Origin of the sequence: Paraburkholderia sp. SOS3 (assembly GCF_001922345.1) — a bacterium.
Classification (GTDB): domain Bacteria; phylum Pseudomonadota; class Gammaproteobacteria; order Burkholderiales; family Burkholderiaceae; genus Paraburkholderia.
In genome coordinates, this window is sequence record NZ_CP018811.1 from 1,418,499 (window position 1) to 1,438,276 (window position 19,778).

Annotated in this window: 17 protein-coding genes; 14 read left to right on the forward strand and 3 right to left on the reverse strand. The window is 63.0% G+C overall.

Features of this window, described 5'->3' with window-relative positions; genetic code table 11:
* Positions 1–10: 10 nt before the first annotated feature.
* Positions 11–436 carry an organic hydroperoxide resistance protein gene (locus tag BTO02_RS06530; protein WP_075156352.1) on the reverse strand — a complete coding sequence of 142 codons (426 nt, stop codon included), beginning with the start codon at positions 434–436 and terminating at the stop codon, positions 11–13.
* A 210-nt stretch (positions 437–646) separates the two neighbouring features.
* Positions 647–1,213, reverse strand: coding sequence for a TetR/AcrR family transcriptional regulator (locus tag BTO02_RS06535; RefSeq protein WP_075156353.1), 567 nt, complete (start codon positions 1,211–1,213; stop codon positions 647–649).
* Positions 1,214–1,761: 548 nt separating this feature from the next.
* Here BTO02_RS06535 and BTO02_RS06540 point away from each other — a divergent pair.
* The 8 genes from BTO02_RS06540 (at position 1,762) to BTO02_RS06575 (ending at position 12,183) form a co-directional block, all read left to right on the forward strand.
* A complete protein-coding gene (locus BTO02_RS06540) occupies positions 1,762–2,340 on the forward strand; it encodes a superoxide dismutase (RefSeq protein WP_232243513.1) in 579 nt (192 codons plus the stop codon).
* A 738-nt stretch (positions 2,341–3,078) separates the two neighbouring features.
* The gene (locus tag BTO02_RS06545) at positions 3,079–4,755 is read left to right on the forward strand and encodes a methyl-accepting chemotaxis protein (protein WP_075156355.1); all 1,677 of its coding nucleotides are present in this window, start codon (positions 3,079–3,081) and stop codon (positions 4,753–4,755) included.
* 118 nt (positions 4,756–4,873) lie between these two features.
* Positions 4,874–5,377, forward strand: a complete 504-nt coding sequence (locus BTO02_RS06550) for a chemotaxis protein CheW (RefSeq protein ID WP_075156356.1) — start codon at positions 4,874–4,876, stop codon at positions 5,375–5,377.
* Positions 5,374–6,801 carry a CheR family methyltransferase gene (locus tag BTO02_RS06555; RefSeq protein WP_075156357.1) on the forward strand — a complete coding sequence of 476 codons (1,428 nt, stop codon included), beginning with the start codon at positions 5,374–5,376 and terminating at the stop codon, positions 6,799–6,801. The genes BTO02_RS06550 and BTO02_RS06555 overlap by 4 nt, the downstream gene beginning before the upstream one ends.
* On the forward strand, positions 6,794–7,597 hold the full coding sequence (locus BTO02_RS06560) for a chemotaxis protein CheW (protein ID WP_075156358.1): 804 nt from the start codon (positions 6,794–6,796) through the stop codon (positions 7,595–7,597). The genes BTO02_RS06555 and BTO02_RS06560 overlap by 8 nt, the downstream gene beginning before the upstream one ends.
* A complete protein-coding gene (locus tag BTO02_RS06565; protein ID WP_075156359.1) occupies positions 7,594–10,011 on the forward strand; it encodes a hybrid sensor histidine kinase/response regulator in 2,418 nt (805 codons plus the stop codon). The genes BTO02_RS06560 and BTO02_RS06565 overlap by 4 nt, the downstream gene beginning before the upstream one ends.
* Positions 10,008–11,021 carry a chemotaxis response regulator protein-glutamate methylesterase gene (locus BTO02_RS06570; RefSeq protein WP_075156360.1) on the forward strand — a complete coding sequence of 338 codons (1,014 nt, stop codon included), beginning with the start codon at positions 10,008–10,010 and terminating at the stop codon, positions 11,019–11,021. Before BTO02_RS06565 ends, BTO02_RS06570 begins: the two co-directional genes overlap by 4 nt.
* Positions 11,022–11,085: 64 nt before the next feature.
* A complete protein-coding gene (locus BTO02_RS06575; protein WP_075156361.1) occupies positions 11,086–12,183 on the forward strand; it encodes a GGDEF domain-containing response regulator in 1,098 nt (365 codons plus the stop codon).
* A 66-nt stretch (positions 12,184–12,249) separates the two neighbouring features.
* Here the strand turns inward: BTO02_RS06575 and BTO02_RS06580 are convergent, their stop codons facing one another.
* Positions 12,250–13,374, reverse strand: coding sequence for an ABC transporter ATP-binding protein (locus BTO02_RS06580; RefSeq protein ID WP_075156362.1), 1,125 nt, complete (start codon positions 13,372–13,374; stop codon positions 12,250–12,252).
* 231 nt (positions 13,375–13,605) lie between these two features.
* Here BTO02_RS06580 and BTO02_RS06585 point away from each other — a divergent pair, with 231 nt between their 5' ends.
* From BTO02_RS06585 to BTO02_RS06610, 6 genes are all read left to right on the forward strand, one after another.
* Positions 13,606–14,958 carry an ABC transporter substrate-binding protein gene (locus BTO02_RS06585; protein ID WP_075156363.1) on the forward strand — a complete coding sequence of 451 codons (1,353 nt, stop codon included), beginning with the start codon at positions 13,606–13,608 and terminating at the stop codon, positions 14,956–14,958.
* A gap of 36 nt (positions 14,959–14,994) precedes the next feature.
* The gene (locus BTO02_RS06590) at positions 14,995–15,942 is read left to right on the forward strand and encodes a carbohydrate ABC transporter permease (protein WP_232243472.1); all 948 of its coding nucleotides are present in this window, start codon (positions 14,995–14,997) and stop codon (positions 15,940–15,942) included.
* Positions 15,939–16,838 (forward strand): carbohydrate ABC transporter permease, encoded by a 900-nt coding sequence (locus tag BTO02_RS06595; protein WP_083615013.1) that lies wholly within the window; start codon positions 15,939–15,941, stop codon positions 16,836–16,838. Before BTO02_RS06590 ends, BTO02_RS06595 begins: the two co-directional genes overlap by 4 nt.
* Positions 16,839–16,901: 63 nt before the next feature.
* Positions 16,902–17,882, forward strand: a complete 981-nt coding sequence (locus tag BTO02_RS06600) for a sugar-binding transcriptional regulator (protein ID WP_075156364.1) — start codon at positions 16,902–16,904, stop codon at positions 17,880–17,882.
* Positions 17,883–17,920: 38 nt separating this feature from the next.
* The gene (locus BTO02_RS06605) at positions 17,921–18,700 is read left to right on the forward strand and encodes an SDR family oxidoreductase (protein WP_075156365.1); all 780 of its coding nucleotides are present in this window, start codon (positions 17,921–17,923) and stop codon (positions 18,698–18,700) included.
* Positions 18,701–18,731: 31 nt separating this feature from the next.
* A complete protein-coding gene (locus BTO02_RS06610; RefSeq protein WP_075156366.1) occupies positions 18,732–19,766 on the forward strand; it encodes an NAD(P)-dependent alcohol dehydrogenase in 1,035 nt (344 codons plus the stop codon).
* Positions 19,767–19,778 lie beyond the last annotated feature (12 nt).

Here is a 19,778-nt window from a genome sequence, read left to right on the forward strand (position 1 = left end):
AAAGACCTGCTTAAACGAGCGTCAGCGTTACGTCGATATTGCCGCGCGTCGCGTTCGAATACGGACACACGACGTGCGCCTTGTCGATCAGTTGCTGGGCCGCAGCGCGATCCATGCCCGGCAACGAGATTTTCATCTCGACTTCAATGCCGAAACCATTCGGAATCTGACCGATACCGACGCTGCTATCGATCGATGCGTCGGCCGGCATCGAAATCTTGTCGCGCGCCGCGACGAACTTCATTGCGCCGATAAAGCATGCGCTGTAACCGGCCGCGAACAGCTGCTCCGGGTTTGCGCCGTCGCCGCCTGCGCCGCCCAGTTCGCGCGGTGTGGTCAGCTTGAAATCGAGCGTGCTGTTTTGCACCGTAGCACGGCCGTCGCGGCCGCCAGTAGCGTGGGCGTGAGCGCGGTACAGCACTTTTTCGATCGACATGATGAACTCCTGATGAACATTGAATGAAATGGAGCTGCTTGCGGGTTGGACCGAGGGCTCATCGATGCAACCCGCGGACTGGCCAAAGCCCGTTACAGCTTAATGCTTCGTGTTGTCCGACTCTCAATCTACTAGAAGATAGACAACGGGCGCTTCTAAAAAGCGGCGAACCGCTCGACCTGCGACTGCGTTGACTGCATAACACAGACACTACTTTGACACCTTCCACAAAGCTTCGACTTCCTCAAGCCGCGATTTTGTCTGAAACAACCGGCTCGACAGTACACTGCCCTGATAGGCGGCGAATAGCGTGCGCGCCGCGCTTTCAGGCTTGCCGTTGACGGCAAGCGTACGCTCCTTGATTCCCTGCGCGAGCACCTTCGCAAGCCAGCTTTCATTGGCCTTGAAGAATGCTTGCACAGCCGCGCGAATATTGTCCGGCAGCGATCCGATATCCGCGGCGAGCATGCCGCACAGACAGATCTGATCGCCGTCGCCGAGCGTGCGGCCAAACAGCTTCGTGTAACGCGCAAGCTTCGCATCGGCCGGCAACGACGCATCGACCGAACGAAGCAAGCCGAAAATCTCGTCGCTGTACTCGTTGACCGCTTCGAGCACGAGGTCTTCCTTCGACGGGAAGTAGTAGTGAATGCTCGACGTTTTCACTCCCACCAACTCGGACAGGTCGCGATAGCTGAACCCGTTGTAGCCATGCAGCATCATCAGCGTGATGGCGTGATCGAGAATCTGCTCGCGAACTGTTGCTGTCGTGTCCATGGCTCGTACTTTATCTACTACTAGATAGACAGTCAAGCGTTTCTTTTTAGTCGTCCCTTCTCGGCCAGTCGACGCGCGCATAGGCGCCGACGACCGGTCGTATGCGAACCGCACGCCGTTTGAATGACATCGACGTTCGCGGCGCAAATAGGTGCATTTGCGCCGCGCGCTTTCACATATTTGTCTTAAAACGGAAAGAGAGAGTGGGCGATCGATGCTTCCCTTGTTAGGGAATAACGCAGTTGAGTCGACCGTTTTAAGGAGCGGCCGCTGCATTTATTCGATCGGCGAAGCTTCGATCGAAAGCGGCGACGCTTGCATGCGAAGGCGTATTTCCACTCCCTACCTCTCTTTCTCAAGGCTAACTGATGACTGCCGCCTCCCTTGAACGACGCGAGTTTATTGCAAGAACAACGAAAGGTGCCGCCGGTGCGGTCGTGGCGAGTATCGCCGGTAGCGCCGCCGGCATTCTGCCCGTTGATGCACGAGCCGCGAGTTCTGCCGCTGTACCCGCTTACCTCGGCGCTTCGCCGCAGGAGCAGCCGCCGCTGCCGTTCGCGGAGAATGCGCTGGAACCGGTGATCTCGGCACGCACGATCGGCATTCACTATGGGAAGCACCACCGCGCGTATTTCGAGAACCTCTCGAAGCTCGTTCCCGGCACACCGTTCGCAGGCCAAACGCTCGAGACGATCATCGTCAAGACATACGGCGACACGCAGTACGAAGATATTTTCAATAATGCAGGGCAGGCCTGGAATCACAACTTCTACTGGAATTCGGTGAGCCCGGCGCAGACGCAGCCGAGCACAAAGCTGCAGGCCGCGATCACGCGCGACTTCGGCTCGCTCGACCATCTGCACGAGCAGCTGGTCAAGGTGTCCGCGTCGCAGTTCGGCAGCGGCTGGGGCTGGCTCGTCGTCGAAAACGGCAAGCTCTCGGTGGTGAAGACGAGCAACGCCAACGTGCCGTTCACCTCGGGCAAGGCGCCGCTGCTGACCGTCGACGTCTGGGAGCACGCGTATTACCTCGACTATCAGAATCGGCGGCCCGACTACCTGAAAGGGCTGACCGCGAAGCTGATCAACTGGACGTTCGCCTCGGCGAACTACGAGAAGGTGGCGTAAGCGGGTGCGATTGCCGCGTGCGAGTTTCGAGCGGTATCGAACCTCGCGCGCGGTGGGTGTGTTCGCTGCGGCCGCCTGTTGGCCTCCATCAAGCGCCATTCCGGTGTGGACAACCGTGCATCCCGTTCGACCGGCTGGACTAACTGGTTTTGAAAATACGCATGAAAATGCGCGCGTTATCCCCGGCCGATTTTTTAGAAAATTGCCGGGTATCACGTAGCCACAGAGAAAAATTTACTGCTTGTTCAAGCGTCGCATTTTGATTATCGGATGGCATCTCTTCCGAAGCAGCTTCGGAGCGTGCTCTCGAGCCCAAGGCGTGCGGCGCTCGCGCAACAATCGAATAATGGCAGAAATCAAAAAAAGAAAAATTCGACCGAATTGCGAATCCGCTTTACCTTCTTTCATTCCAATCTTTACCGCCTGATATCGACTGCGCATAAAGAGCGGGGCGTGTTGCCGAATGCCGGTTGTTATGATCGAAAACCCTTATTTTCTTTCAAAATGGCGACTGCAGTATTGTTATCGAAAAGGTCTGCTTTTACGGCTTCGAACGAAGACCCGAAAGCGGCGCGAACGCAGACTGGCAACCGGTGCGCACGGCGCAACAGCGCTCGAAACGTTTGCTGACAATCGTGCGTCATTGCTGGTACTGTTGCGCGTCGCATCGGCCCCACACCCGGGCCGCATGCGCGCCGGGGCATTCACGCATCCATCACTTTCTACGCAGACGGGACCATGAGTATCGCGACTTCACGCAGCGGCAACGCTTCACTGAGCGGCACGGCGTCGCTGGCCAGGTTTTCGCTAGGCAATCGCATCCTGCTCAGTTTTGGGGCGATTTTCCTGCTGATGCTGATCACCGCGATCATCTCCTATACGCGTGTGCGCGCGATCAATGACGAAGCCGACAAGCTCGAGCGTCAGTCGGTGCTCGGCCTCTTTCTCTCGACGTCGATACGCGCCGCGTCGAGCGAAAGTGTGACGACATTGCAGCGCGCGCTGTTCGTCGACGGCGATGAAGCCGCGTCGCGAAGCGATCTGGAGAGGGTCGCCGACTCGCTGAAGAGAATCGACAAGCTCGCCGCGCAGTATCCGCAAACGGTCGACGGCGCGGACGACACAGCGCGTTTCGACGAATTCCGCGCGGCCTATGCGGACGCGCTGCCGAAGTTCAACGAAGTATTGCGCATGGCGCAAGGTTCGCGGCCCGACGCGCAACGCGCGTTGCTTGCGATGAATCCCGCGTGGGACAAGGTTACGCGTGCAGCCAACGCAATGGTCGAGGAAGACAAGTCGCAGGCCGACGACTGGGCGCATCTGATCCGCCAGTCCGCGCAGGAAACCGAAATCACGCTCGCGGTCGCGCTCGGCATCGTGCTGCTCGTCGCGCTCGTCACCGGGTTTGCGTTGTATCGTGCGGTGACGGTGCCGATGGCGCGCGTGGTCGACGTGCTGGACGTGATGCGCACCGGCAACCTTGCGCAGCGGCTCGCGCTGCGTCGGCACGACGAATTCGGCACGCTCGAAAACGGCTTCAACCGGATGGCCGAGGAGTTGACGAGCCTCGTCGCACAGGCGCAGAAATCGTCGCTGCAGGTCACGACCTCGGTCGCCGAGATCGCGGCGACATCGAAGGAGCAGCAGGCCACCGCGGCGGAAACGGCGGCGACCACGACCGAAATCGGTGCGACGTCGCGCGAGATCGTGTCCACCTCGCGCGATCTGCTGCTGACCATGAACGAGGTTTCGCGCGTGGCCGAGCAATCGGCGACGCTCGCGGGCACGAGCCAGAACGGACTGTCGCGCATGGAAGACACGATGCGCAGCGTGATGGAGGCGGCCGGTTCGGTCAACGCGAAGCTTGCCGTGCTCAACGAAAAAGCCGTCAATATCAATCAGGTGGTGGCGACGATCACGAAGGTCGCGGACCAGACGAATCTGCTCTCGCTGAACGCGGCGATCGAAGCGGAGAAGGCCGGCGAATACGGCCGCGGCTTCGGCGTCGTCGCAACCGAAATCCGGCGCCTCGCGGACCAGACGGCGGTAGCGACCTACGATATCGAGCAGACCGTCAAGGAAATCCAGTCGGCCGTATCCGCAGGCGTGATGGGCATGGAAAAGTTCTCCGAGGAAGTGCGCCGCGGCATGCACGATGTGCAGCAGGTCGGCGGACAGCTGTCGCAGATCATTCAGGAGGTGCAGGCGCTTGCGCCGCGCTTCCAGGCGGTCAACGAAGGGATGCATACGCAGGCGAACGGAGCGGAGCAGATTACGCAGGCGCTGTCGCAGCTGTCGGAGGCCGCGCAGCAGACGGCCGAATCGCTGCGGCAATCGTCGCAGGCGATCGACGATCTGACGCTCGTCGCGAATCAGCTGCGCACGGGCGTATCCCGCTTCAAGATCGAAGCGTGATGGGCATCGGCGATGAGTGTCGCATGTAACCGGCTAGCACCGCTGATAACCGTTTCACCACCGCTTATGGACGTACGCACAGACGCACGCACAGACGCACGCAACCGGTTCGACGACGATGCTCTTCCTTCTGTTTAACCTCGATGGCGAGCGCTACGCGCTCGACGCCGCGCAGATCGTGGAGGTGCTCGCGCTGCAGCCGACGCGGCCGATTCCCGGCGCGCCGGCGTGGGTCGCGGGCGTCGCCGAACGGTACGGGGAGCCGTTGCCCGTGATCGACGTGCCGCGCCTCGCGCTTGGGCGCGACGCGCGGCGTTTGCTGTCGACGCGGCTGGTGGTCGTCAAGTATCGCGCGAGCGAGGCATCGTCGGAAACGCCGCATCTTCTGCTTGGATTGATCGTCGAAGGCGCCACGCAGACGCGCCGGCTCGCGCGCGAGCAGTTCGCCGACACCGGTGTCGCGACGCCGCACGCGCGCTGGCTCGGCCCCGTGGCCAACGACGGGCAAGGGTTCGTGCAATGGGTCGAGGTCCGGCACATGCTGACCGATGACGTGAAGGCCTTGCTGTTCCCGCAGGAATTGACCGTCCCCCATGCGCGCGCACAGGCGTCGACGTCATGAACGCGGAACCTCGCATCGATGCGCGCTTCGAAAGCTGGCTCCTGCACGAGACCGGTATCAGCGCGGCCACGCTCGGCGCGCATGCGTTCGAGCGTGCGGTGTGGGAGCGCGTGCGTGCGACGCAGGCCGTTGCAGCGTCGGGCGATCTCGAAACCTACTGGCAGTTGCTCAATGCATCGCGCGACGAGCGCCAGGCGCTCGTCGAACTGATCGTCGTGCCCGAGACATGGTTCTTCCGCGACCGTGAGGCATTCGTCGCGCTTGCGCGGCTGGCGAACGAGCGGCTCGTGCGCCAGCCGTCGCATGTGCTGCGCTTGCTGAGCGTACCCTGTTCGACCGGCGAAGAGCCGTATTCGATTGCGATGGCGCTGTTTGACGCCGGCATCGGGCCCGAGCGTTTTTCGATCGACGCGGTCGATATCAGCGAGCGTGCGCTCGATATCGCGCGCCGCGGTGTCTATGGGCGCAATTCGTTTCGCGGGCGGGCGCTCGAGTTTCGCGAGCGGCATTTCGCGATCGCCGGACCGGCAACGGCTTCCGGCGACGTCCGCTATGAATTGAGCGCGCGTGTGCACGATGCGGTGCGTTTTATCCACGCGAATCTGTTCGACGCGCCGTATCCGGCCGATGTTCGCTACGACTTTATTCTGTGCCGCAACGTGCTGATCTACTTCGAGCGCGATTCGCAGGATCGCGCGATTCGCCTGCTCGATGCGCGGCTTGCGCAGGACGGCATGTTGCTCGTTGGGCCGGCCGAGACGGGCCTGATGATGCGGCACGCGTTCAGTCCGGCGCGAATTCCGCTCGCGTTCGCGTTCACGCGCACGCCGGCCGACGACGCAAGGCCGCCAAGGCAAACGCCGCTCGCGCCGGCGATAGCGGTCGCGCCTGTCAAGCCTGTCTCGCCGGTCCCGACGACCCGGCCGATCCCGCCGATCGGGCCGGTACGGCAGCCGTTTGCGCCGCAGGTAGCCGCGGCGCGTGCGTCCCGAGGCACGCATGCCGATACCGCGCGTAACGCTTCCGCGGCGACCCAGGGGAGCACGAAGCGTGAAGCCTTGCTTGCCGAGGCTTCGCGTCTTGCCGACGAAGGGCGGCTCGATCAGGCCGAACGCGTTGCTAACCAGTGCATCAACATCCACGGACCCGATGCTTCCGTTTTCTATCTGCTCGGCCTGATCATGGACGCTCGCGGGCGCGGCGCCGATGCGGGCGACTATTACCGCAAGACGCTCTATCTGGAGCCTGGCCACTACGAGGCACTCACGCATCTTGCAGCCTTGCTCGAAATGACGGGCGACACGGCCGGCGCCGGGCGGCTGACGCGCCGCGCGGAGCGCGCGGCGCAAGCGCGTCGTGAATCGCCGGAACCGCACGCGGCATACAAGAACCGGACGAGCCGGACGCGAGGCTTCCATGACTGAACGCATCGAAGACCTCCCGGATATTGCATCGCGTGTCGACGACTGCTGGAATCGCATCGGCACGCGCGGCGATCAGTCGTGCCCGGCGCTCGCGGAATGGACACGTTGTCTCAACTGCCCGGTGTTCGAGCGGGCGGCGGCGCGATTGCTCGACCGGCCGGTGTCCGATGCGGTGGGAGGGCTTGCTGGCGTGCAACGTGTAGCGCGGCTGGCGCAGCCGGCCGGCGTGCCGGCCGAGGTGGCGACGGCGAGCGGCTCGGGCGACCTGGTCGCCGGGGCGTCCGCTCAGTCGTCCAAAACAGATTCGGTAGTCGTCTTCCGCGTCGCGGACGAATGGCTCGCCCTGCCTACCGAGGCACTCAAGCAGATCGAAGACCTGCGGCCGGTTCATTCGCTGCCGCATCGGCGCAACCGTGCCGTGCTCGGCCTCGTCAATGTACGCGGCGCATTGACGGTTGTCGTGTCGCTCGGCGAACTGCTGCGTCTTGATCGCACGGCCGGCGCGGCACTTGCTTCGCAGCCGGGCGCCGATGAAGCATCGACCTTGCGAGCGCCGCGCAGCGGCCGTTACGCACGAATGCTCGTGGTCGCGCACGACTGCGAGCCCGTCGTGTTTCCGGTCGACGAAGTGCACGGCGTCGTGCGTTATGCGGCCGGCGCACTGAAGCCCGTGCCCGACACGCTGACGCGCTCGAGCGCCGCACACACGGCCGGCGTGCTTGCGTGGCAAGGCAAGACGGTCGGCGTGCTCGATGCCGCGCGCGTATTCGCTTCACTGACACAGAGCCTCCAATGAGCAGTGACGACGATATGAGCCGCCAGTCGCTGCTCGCGCTCTTCAGCGAAGAAGCGCATTTGCAGACACGCGTGCTGTCCGATGGCCTGCTCACGCTTGAGCGCGCGCCGGCCGACGCAGCGGCGCTCGAAGCGTGCATGCGCGCCGCGCATTCGCTCAAGGGTGCCGCGCGCATCATCGGCTTGCAGGATGGCGTGGACGTCGCGAACGCCATGGAGGAATGCTTCGTCGCCGCGCAGCACGGCGTGCTCGCGCTGACGACCGTGCATATCGATGCGTTGCTGCGTGGCGTCGACCTGTTGCTGCGCGTGGCCGACGACAAGCCGTCGGTGCGCGCGGGCCGCGCGGAGATCGAGGCATGCGTCGCGCATCTGTCGGGTTTTGTCGGCGTTTCGACATCGACGGGCGCGCATGATGTACCGGTACGCACGAGCGGCGACGTGCCGCCCGCGGCGCAAGTCGAATCGCCCGATGCGCTGCTGGATGCTGCAATCGCACTGTTGCAGGCGCAAGCACAAGCCGAAGCGCAAGTGCAGGCGGAAGCGCAGATAGAAGCGCAGGTGGAAGCGGCCCCCGAGCCCCGCACGCCATCGCCCGCGCCTGTACCTTTACCTGTACCGACAACCGCGCCTGCACACGCTGGCGTCAATGCACAACGCGATCCCGACCGCATCCTGCGCGTGCGCGCGGACAACCTGGACCGGCTGCTGAGCCTGTCCGGCGAATCGCTCGTCGAATCGCGCTGGCTCAAGCCGTTCGCCGAATCGATGCTGCGCGTGAAGCGCACGCAGCGCGAAGCGGCACGCGCGCTCGATACGGTCTACGAATCGCTTGCGCAGGCGTTCGAGGGCCAACTCGACGCGCGCGCCAGCACCGCGCTCGACAGCGTGCGCGACGCGTTCGGCGCGATCCAGCAGCAGCTCGCGAGCCAGATCGACGAGCTCGACCGTTACGACCGCCGCAGCACGAACCTCGCGCAGCAACTGTACGACGAGGCGCTGCAATGCCGGATGCGCGCGTTCGGCGACGAGACGCATGTGTATCCGCGCATCGTGCGCGACCTCGCGCGATCGCTCGGCAAGCAGGTGCGATTCACGATTGTCGGCGAAGGCACGCAAGTCGATCGCGACATCCTCGACATGCTCGACGCACCGCTCGGCCATCTGCTCCGCAACGCACTCGATCACGGTATCGAGACGCCGGACGAGCGCGTCGCGCGCGGCAAGCCGGCCGAAGCGAGCCTGACGCTCGAAGCGCGTCACAGCGCGGGCAAGCTGCTGATCAGCGTCAGCGACGACGGGCGCGGCATCGATCTGGCCGACCTGCGCGCCGCGATCGTGCGCCGCCATCTCGCCGACGAGGCCACCGTCGCGCGTCTGTCCGAGCAGGAACTGCTCGAATTCCTGCTGCTGCCCGGCTTCTCGATGCGCGCGCAGGTGACCGACGTATCGGGGCGCGGCGTCGGCCTCGATGCGGTGCACGATATGGTCAAGACGGTGCGCGGCACCGTGCGCATCGTCAACGATCCGGGCAGCGGCATGCGCTTCGTGCTGCAATTGCCGCTTACGCTGTCGGTGATTCGCAGCCTGCTCGTCGAAGTGGGCGGCGAGGCGTATGCGCTTCCGCTTGGCTCCGTGCATCGCACGCTTGCGCTCGCACGCAGCGACATCGACATGCTCGAGGGCCAGCAGCATTTCCCGTTCGAAGGCAAGCGCGTGGGGCTTGTATCCGCGCATCAGCTGCTCGGGCTCGAAGCGGGCGAGGCCGCCGCGGAGGTCGCGGTCGTGGTGCTCGGCGACGAGCGCGGCACGTACGGCGTGGCCGTCGATCGTTTCCTCGGCGAACGGATGCTCGTCGTGCAGCCGCTCGATGCGAGGCTCGGCAAGATCAAGGACATCGCGGCCGCCGCGCTGATGGATAACGGCGAAGCGGTGCTGATCGTCGATGTCGAAGATCTGCTGCGCTCGGTCGACAAACTGGTGCGCGAAGGGCAGCTTGCGCGCGTGCGCGCGGCGTCGGGCACGGTTGCGCTGCAACGCAAGCAGGTGCTGATCGTCGAGGATTCGCTCACGGTGCGCGAACTCGAACGCAAGCTGCTCGAGAAGCGCGGCTATGCGGTGACCGTCGCGGTCGACGGCATGGATGGCTGGAACGCGTTAAGAGGCGCGCGCTTCGATCTGGTCGTGACCGATATCGATATGCCGCGCATGGACGGCATCGAGCTCGTCACGATGATCCGCCGCGATCCGCAGCTGAAGGCGACGCCGGTCATGATCGTGTCGTACAAGGATCGCGACGAGGATCGGCGGCGCGGGCTCGATGCGGGTGCGGACTACTATCTCGCGAAAGGCACTTTTCACGACGAGGCGCTGCTCGATGCAGTGCACGATCTGATCGGCGAGGCGAACCAATGAATATTGGCATTGCAAACGATCTTCCGCTTGCTGTCGAATCGTTGCGGCGCGCGCTTGCGAGGCGCGCCGAGCATCGCGTGCTGTGGGTGGCGGAAGACGGCGAGCAGGCGGTCGATTTTTGCCTCGCGCAGCCGCCCGAGGTCGTGCTGATGGATCTGATCATGCCGAAGCTCGACGGCGTGGAGGCGACGCGCCGCATCATGGCGCGCGCGCCGTGCGCGATTCTCGTCGTGACGAGCAGCGTCGGCGCCAATGCGTCGCGCGTCTATGAAGCGATGGGCGCGGGCGCGCTCGACGCGGTCGATACGCCGACGCTCGCGAGCGGCAACGATGCAGCCGAAGCGGCACACGCCTTGCTCGAAAAACTCGATCAGATCGGTTACCAGCTTGCGAACCGCCCGATGCCCGCAGCGGCGCCCGACGCGGGCGGCATGCGCGATGCGGGCGCGCCGTGGCTCGTGGCAATCGGCGCGTCGGCGGGCGGCCCTACCGCGCTCGCGACCGTGCTTGGCAGCTTGCCCGCGGACTTCGGTGCGCCGATCGTGATCGTTCAGCATGTCGACAAGGCGTTTGCACAAGGCATGGCCGAATGGCTCGACGGACAGACACCGTTGCCGGTGCGCATCGCGCACGACGGCATCCGGCCGCGCGCCGGCGAAGCGTTGCTTGCGGCGACCAACGATCACTTGCGGCTTACGCGCGGCGGTTCGCTGCGCTATACGCGCGAACCGGTCGAGACACCTTATCGGCCCTCGGTCGACGTATTTTTTCAGAGCGTCGTCGACCATTGGGATGGCGAAGCGGCCGGCGTGCTGCTGACCGGCATGGGGCGCGACGGCGCATTGGGGCTCAAGGCGATGCGCGCGAAAGGCTACGAGACGATCGCGCAGGACGAAGCGACGAGCGCCGTGTACGGCATGCCGAAAGCGGCGGCCGCGCTCGGCGCGGCGCGCCGCATACTCGCGCTCGAACGCATTGCCGGTGAACTCGCTGCGCTCGTCAGGCGTTAGCGGCCGCGAAGCGCCACTACCGTAACTGCAACTGCACGGAAAATTTCGTTAGACAGGTATAGATATGGGAATGAATCACAACGGCTCACACGATCCTCGAGCCGTCGCCGACGAAGCCGATGCCGCGCTCGAAGCGGCACGCGCCGCGCTCGACACGCCGCCCGCTGCCGACGTGCCTGCGATGGTGCTGCTCGTCGACGATCAGGCGATTGTCGCGGAGGCGGTGAGGCAGGCGCTGGCGGGCGAAGAGGGCATCGACTTTCACTACTGCGCGAAAGCCGAAGAGGCGATGAAAGCCGTGATCTACACGCGGCCGACCGTGATTCTGCAAGACCTCGTGATGCCGGGCGTCGATGGACTCACGCTCGTGAAGGCGTACCGCAGCACCCCGGCCACGCGCGATGTGCCGATCATCGTGCTGTCCGCGAAAGACGAGCCGGTGATCAAGAGCGCCGCCTTTGCGGCCGGCGCGAACGACTATCTGGTGAAGCTGCCCGATCGCATCGAACTCGTGGCGCGCGTACGCTATCACTCGCGTTCGTTCGTGAACCTGCTGCAGCGCGACGAAGCATATCGCGCGCTCAGGCAATCGCAGCAGCAGTTGCTCGAAGCGAATCTCGAACTGCGGCGTCTCACGCATTCGGATGGTTTGACAGGCCTGTCGAACCGCCGCTACCTCGACGAATACCTGAGTGCCGAATGGCGGCGCAGCGCGCGCGAGCACGCGGAGATCGCGATGCTGATGATCGACGTCGACAACTTCAAGCAATACAACGATACCTATGGTCATGTCGCCGGCGACGAAGTGCTGAAGCGCATCGCGACCACGGTAGAAGGCTGCCTCGGGCGTGCAGGCGATATCGCCGCGCGCTATGGCGGCGAAGAGTTTCTCGTGGTACTGCCGAACACCGCGGCGGGCGGCGCAAGGCTGCTCGCGGAAAAGATTCGCCTCGAGATCGAGGCGCTCGCGTTGCCGCATCGCAGTTCGTCGGCCGCACAGCATGTGACGGTCAGCATTGGCGGTGCCGCAGCGGTGCCGACGCCGGGCTCGGCGATGACCTCGCTGATCGAATCGGCCGACCGTGCGTTATACGAAGCAAAACGCAAGGGGCGTAACTGCGTCGTCATGTATGACAGCGCCGAACAGGGCGCGCGAATCTGAACGGCGATCCGGGCGGGTTCGCGCGGCGTCAGTCCGGCGAAATGGACGGCGCGAGTCGCGCGCAGTTCAATTCGCACCGATCGCTTCGGTTACCGGGCGCATGCGTTCGAGCGCGCGGCCGTCTTCGCGAAACAGATGCACGTGCCGGATGCTGAAGCCCGCGTTGATACGCTGCCCTTCGACCGCGCTCGATTCACCCGAACCTTTGACCTGAATCACGCGCTCGTCGGCGAGGCGAACATGCAGCAGCGTCTCGCTGCCCAGATGCTCGATGACCATCACTTCGCCGCTTAGCCCGCTATCGATGTCCCCCCGCGCGGCCTCGACGAAATGTTCGGGGCGTATGCCCATCATCAGTTTCTGGCCCGCTTCGATGCCTTCGCCGACGCACGGTACGGTGAGCGGCGTGCCGCCGGGCAGCTCGATCGTGACGCCCGCTGCTTCGACGCGCGCGACGCGCACGTCGAGGAAGTTCATTTTCGGCGACCCGATAAAGCCCGCGACAAACGCGTTATGAGGATTGCGGTAGAGGTCGAGCGGCGAGCCGATCTGTTCCACCTTGCCGTGATTGAGCACGACGATGCGATCGGCCATTGTCATGGCTTCGGTCTGATCGTGCGTGACGTAGATCATCGTCGCATTCAGCTGCTTGTGCAGCTTGATCAGCTCGAGCCGCATCTGCACGCGCAAGGCCGCGTCGAGGTTGGACAGCGGTTCGTCGAACAGGAACACCTTCGGCTCGCGCACGATCGAGCGGCCAATCGCGACACGCTGGCGCTGACCGCCCGACAGCGCGCGCGGGCGCCGCTCTAGCAGCTGGTTGATCTGCAGGATGTGCGCTGCGCGATGCACGCGTTCCCTGATCTCGGCCTCCGGCAGTTTGATCATGCGCAGCCCGAACGCGATATTTTCGTACACCGACATATGCGGGTACAGCGCGTACGACTGGAACACCATCGCGACGCCGCGTGCCGACGGTTCGAGCTCGGTGACGTCTTCGCCTTCGATCACGACCTGGCCCGAATCGATGCGTTCGAGGCCCGCGATGCTGCGCAGCAGCGTCGACTTTCCGCAGCCCGACGGGCCGACGAAAACGAGGAACTCGTGTTCGTTGACTTCGATGTCGACACCTTTCAACACCTCGGTGCCAGAGAAGGTCTTACGGATCTGCTGCAGATGAACGGCGCTCATACGTTGTCTCCTACGTACTCGATGCCTGCGACTGATGCATTCGTCGAATGCCTGCTGCCTTGAGCGCGGTCACACCGCGTTGCAACATGCAGTGCCTGCGATTTTCTTCTTGACAACAGGTGCCGGCCAAAATATACATTTGTAAAACGCAAATTACAAGTGATACAAAGCCGAGGGAATCGCACGATTCGACGAAGCAGCACACGTGAAAAACAACATTGGAGACAGACAATGAACAAACGCTTCTTGCAGCCCACCGCCATCGCATTGACGATTGCAGCGGCGTCGCTCTTCATGGCCGCCAACGCGCAGGCATGGACCTTGAAGGAGGCTGCGCAGCCGTACTCGGGCACTACGATCAAGGCGATCTTTCTCGACCGCCCCGGCTATAAGGCCGCGGAGAAGCTGATCCCGCAGTTCGAGAAGGAGACGGGCATCAAGGTGAAGTGGGAAGTGATTCCGTACGAGAGCACACGCGAGAAGGAGGTGCTCAATTTCGTCGGCGGCGGCGACATGGATGTCGTGCTCGTCGACGTGGTGTGGATCGGCGAATTCGCGAGCAACAAGTGGCTCGTGCCGATCAAGACCTTTACCGACAACCCGAAGCTCGCGGACCCGAAGCTGAACCTGCAGGGCTTTTTCCCGATTTTGCTCGACTCGTTCGGCACATGGGACAAAGTTACCTACGGCCTGCCGTTCGATAACTACTCGGGCCTCATGTTCTACAACAAGTGCATGCTGAAGGACGCGGGCTTCAACGAACCACCGAAAACGTGGGACGAACTTCTCAATACGTACGCGCCGAAGCTCACCAATGCGAGCAAAAACCAGTACGCGTTCGCGCTGCAGTCGCGGCGCGGCGAAACGCAATCGGCGGATAGTTTCATGCGCGTGCTGTGGCCGAACGGCGGCTCGCTGCTCGACGCGAAATTCAAATCGAACCTGATGTCGCCGCAATCGCAGGCCGGCCTCGAATACCGGCAGAAGCTCATGAAGTACATGCCGCCCGGCATCGTCGACTTCGATCACGCGGAAGCGGTGAACGCACTGGCGCAAGGCCAGGTGGCGATGATCACCGAATGGTCGGCTTTCTATCCGACGTTGACGGACCCGAGTAAATCGAAGATCGGCAACTGCCTTGCGATCTCGACCGAACCGCGCGGGCCGGCCGGGTTGAAGCCCGCGCTCGGCGGCTTCTCGCTCGCGGTCAATGCGAAGTCGAACGCCAAAAAGCAGGCCGCGTCGTGGCTGTTCATCCAGTGGATTACGTCGGAGGAAATGGCGAAGCCTTATCTCGAAGCGGGCGGCGTGCCGGCGCGCACATCGCTGTATCAGGACAAGGCGATACAGGACAAGTACCCGTTCGTGAAGCCGATGGTCGAATCGTGGCAGGGCGGCGTGCCTGACTACCGGCCGCGCTTCCCCGAGTGGCCGGCCATTTCGGAAGTGATCGGCGAGTGGGGCACGAAGATGATGCTCGGCCAGGTATCGGTGAAGGACGGCGCGCAGACCATCGGTCAGAAGACCGAGGAGATTCTCAACAAGGCCGGTTACTACAGCGGCAAGAAACCGCTGCTGAAATAACGGCTCGGAGACAGCGATGCGAAGCAAGGAGGCCCGATGCTGAACGACGCAGTTCGACGGGAACAGGGGGCGGCGCGCGCGGTGCGGCGCGCCGCCCCTCGCGCGCGATTCCGTTTGCCAGGTTCGCCCGCGTTCTGGTTCCTGATTCCGGCGATTTTCACGCTGGCGGCGATCGGCATCTATCCGACGCTGCTCGCGCTGTACAACTCGTTTCATCAGTACCAGCTCGCGAATCTCGGCGCCGGCACGCCGTTTATCTGGTTCGACAACTACATCGCCACGCTGACCGATCCGTCGTTCTGGGGCGCGCTCGGACGCACGGTGCTGTTCCTGTGCGTGACCTTGCCGATCGAAGTCGCGCTGGGCCTGTTTGCCGCGCTGATGCTGCATCGCGTGGAGTTGCCGTGGATGCGCGCGATTGCGCGCGTGAGTCTCGTGATTCCGATGGCGACCACGTATGCGGTGGTCGGTTTGATCGGACGGCTGATTTTCAACCGGCAATTCGGCGTGGCGAATTACTTTGCGAGCTTCTTCGGCATTGCTCCGCTCGACTGGCTTGCCGATCCGACGCTCGCGTTCGTTTCCGTGATGATCATGGACATCTGGCAGTGGACGCCGTTCTGCGCGCTGATCATGCTGGCCGGTCTCGCGATGGTGCCGAAAGAGGCGGAGGAGGCCGCGCGACTCGAAACGCCGAAGTGGAGCAAGATCTTGTGGCATCTGCAGCGCCCGTATCTGCTGCCCGGTCTCACTGCCATTCTGATTTTGCGTTCGGCCGACATGCTGAAGATGTTCGACGCGGTCTTTACGATGACGCGCGGCGGCCCGGGCACCGCAACGGAGTTCATCAGCGTTTATATCCAGCGCATCGGCTTCCGGCTGTTCGATCAGGGCATGGCGTCCGCGCAGGCAATTCTGCTGCTGATTCTGACCATCGTGCTGTCGCGCCTGTATATCCGTTTCGTGTATCGGGAGGCTACGTGAACGCTTCATCGACGCAACCGGCAAGCGGCGCCGCTTCGCGCGCCGTAGGCCTTACCGCGCGGGCGCGCCGTGCGCGTGCTGTGCGCCGGAACGCGACTGTCTGGCATTTTTTCGGCCTCGTCGTCGTATTTCTGTCATCGGTGTTTCCGTTCTACTGGATGGTGAGCACGAGTCTCAAGAGCCAGGCCGAAGCGCTTGCGTATCCGCCGCTATGGCTGTTTCACCCCACGTTCAAGCACTATACCGATGCGCTTTTCGAGCATCAGGTCGGCGCGAGTCTGATCAATTCGCTGATCGTCGCGAGCAGCACCACGGTCGCGTCGATTCTGCTCGGCACGCCTGCTGCCTATGCGCTTGCGCGCTATGAATTTCGCGGCAAGGAAGATCTGTGGTTCTGGTTTATTTCGAACCGCATGGTGAGCCCGGTCGTGCTGGCGGTACCGTTTTTCCTGATCGCGACCAGGCTCGACCTCGTCGATACGCATCTCGTGCTGATCCTGCTGTACATCACGTTTTGCCTGCCGATCGTGATCTGGATCTGCACCGATCAGTTCCGCAATATTCCCGTCGAACTCGACGAGGCGGCGCGCCTCGATGGCGCCTCGCCGTTGCGCATTTTCTGGCGCATCAATCTGCCGCTCGCGATGCCGGGCATCGTGGTGTCGGCGATCTTCGCGTTTATTTTTTCGTGGAACGACCTGCTGTATGCACTCGTGCTGACGCGCACCGACGCGGTGACGTCGCCGGTTGCGGCAACGAGCTATATGAGCGGTTACGAGCTGCCGTGGGGCGAGATCATGGCGACGGGCACGCTGATCGTGCTGCCGATGGTCGTGTTCGCGCTGCTCGTGTCGGGACGGCTCGTGCAAGGCCTGACGATGGGCGCGGTGAAGTGATGCGGCGGCGCGGTCCGGTTCTGGTATAAGGGCCCGTCACATTCATTCGAAGCGAACTCCCACATGAGTAAAACAGCCCCGCCCGTGATGATGCTCGAATCCGATGGCGCGATCGACTCCGAGGAAGAGTTGCAGGCGCGCGTCGCATGGCATTACTACATCGGCAACATGACGCAGCAGGAAATCGCGCAGCGCATCGGCAGCAACCGGGTGCGCGTGAACCGCCTGCTGGCGGCGGGCCGCGAATCGGGGCTCGTGCAGATCACGATCAATAGCCCGATTGCGCCATGCATCGCGCTCGAAGAACAGCTTGTCGAGCGCTTCGAACTCGAAGCCGCCGTGGTCGTGCCGACCGGTGCGAATGCGGAGGCGAACATGGCGGGACTCGGCATCGGCGCGGCCGGTTATCTCGCGACGCGCATCGAAGACGGCAGCACGATCGGCATCGGCTGGGGCCGCACGATTCGTGCGGTATTGCGCGCGATGCCGCAGCGCGCGTACGGCGCGCTGAATGCGGTGTCGCTGCAAGGCGGCTTGTCGCATTGCCCGAGCATCAATACCTTCGACATCGTGTCCGATTTCGCGAACCTGTGCCATGCGGACGGTTATCTGTTCGCGGCGCCGATCTATGTGGGCAGCCAGAAGGCGCGCGACATGATCCTGCAGGAAGAAGCGGTGCGCGGCACGTATGAGCTCGCGCGTCATGCGGATCTTGCGCTTCTGACGTCCGGCGATCTGACGGAGTCGCTGGTCGTCACGTATGGCATCAGCAAGCCCGACGAATTGCGCATGCTGCGAAAGGCGGGGGCTGTTGGCGATCTGCTCGGGCATTTCATGAATGCGGACGGCGAACCGATCGACCATCCGCTCAATCGGCGCACGGTGGCGATCACGCTCGACGACTTGCGCAATATCGATCATGTCGTGCTCGTATCGGGTGGCGCGAAGAAGTTTCATGTGACGCGTGCGGCGTTGCGCGGGCGATATGCGTCGGTGCTCGTGACCGATGAAGAGACGGCGCGCCGTTTGTGCGACGAGCCTTGAGGTGAACTGGAGCGTTTGGAGCAACTGGAGCGACGATCATGTCCGATATCGATGCAGGCAGCCGCGGCGAACCCGGCAAGGTCGATCGTAGCCGCGAATTCTCCGGCAAAACGGTGCTTGTCACCGGTGCGGGAAAAGGCATCGGTCGCACGACCGCGCAACTGATGGCGCAGCGCGGTGCACGCGTGATCGCTTTGAGCCGCGCTGCCGCCGATCTGAAGACGCTAAAAGACGAGACCGGTTGTGAAACGCTATGCGCGGATCTCGCCGATGCAGCCGCGGCACTCGAAGCGGCGCGTGCTGCGCAACCGGTCGATCTGCTCGTCAATTGCGCAGGCACGGTCGAATTGCAGCCGTTTCTTGACACGACTGTCGAAGCATTCGACGGGACGATCGCCGTCAATTTGCGCGCCGCGATGATTATTTCGCAGCAGTGCGCACGCAGCATGATCGAGCGTGGCGTGAAAGGTGCGATCGTCAATGTGTCGAGCGTCTCGGCGCAGATCGGCTTTCCGTTGCATGCCGCGTATTGCGCGTCGAAGTCGGGTCTTGACGGTTTGACACGCGTGATGGCAATCGAACTCGGCGAGCATGGAATACGCGTGAACGCCGTCAATCCGACCGTCACGATGACTCCGATGGGCGAGAAGGCATGGAGCGATCCCGCGAAAGCGGGGCCCGTGCTGGCGCGCATTCCGCTGCATCGATTCGTGCAGCCGCTCGAGGTGGCGACCACGATTGCCTATCTGCTCTCCGACGAAGCGAGCATGGTGAATGGTGCGAGTTTGATCGTCGACGGCGGATTGCTGGCGGCTTAGAGCGGTTTACTCATATTGCAAAGGAACGACGATGGAAGCTCTGGTTCTCGAAAGCGCACAGCGCATCAGCTTGCGGCCGTTCAGCCTGCCGCAGACGGTCGGGCCGCGCGATGTGCGCATCCGCATCAACACGGTCGGTATTTGCGGCAGCGACATTCACTACTATCAGCACGGCCGCATCGGGCCGTTTGTCGTGACGGAGCCGATGGTGCTCGGGCATGAGGCGGCCGGCACGGTCGTGCAGGTGGGCGACGAAGTGACGAATCTGAAACCCGGCGATCGGGTTTGCATGGAGCCCGGCGTGCCCGATATGGAATCGCGTGCATCGCGCGAGGGCATGTACAACCTCGATCCGAAAGTGCGCTTCTGGGCGACGCCGCCCGTGCACGGATGTCTTGCGCCGTTTGTCGTACATCCAGCCGCGTTCACGTACAAGCTGCCGGATAACGTGAGTTTTGCGGAGGGCGCGATTGTCGAGCCCTTGTCGATCGGCTTGCAGGCAGCGAAGAAAGCCGCGATCAAACCAGGCGACGTGGCGGTTGTGCTTGGTGCAGGCACGATCGGTATGATGTGTGCGCTTGGCGCACTCGCGGGGGGATGCAGTCGCGCGATCGTTTGCGATCTCGTGCCGGAGAAGCTCGAGTTGATTGGAAATACGCCGGGCGTAACGACGGTGGATATTCGTAATACGTCGGTCAAGGATGTGGTGAACAAACTGACCGACGGCTGGGGGGCGAACGTTGTGCTAGAAGCGAGCGGCAGCGCCAAGGCGTTCGAGGGGATTGTCGATCTGCTGTGCCCTGGCGGATGTCTGGTGCTGGTCGGCATGCCGCAGAATCCGGTGCCGCTCGATGTGGTCGCATTGCAGATCAAGGAGGCACGGGTCGAATCGGTGTTCCGCTATGCCAATATTTTCCCGCGTGCGATTCAGCTGATCGCGTCGGGACGTATCGATGTGAAGCCGTTTATTTCGCGAACGTTTCCGTTCGCGGAAGGTATCAAGGCATTCGAGGAAGCGGCGAGCGGGAAGCCGACCGATGTGAAGGTGCAGATCGTGATGGAGTGATGGATCGCGTTG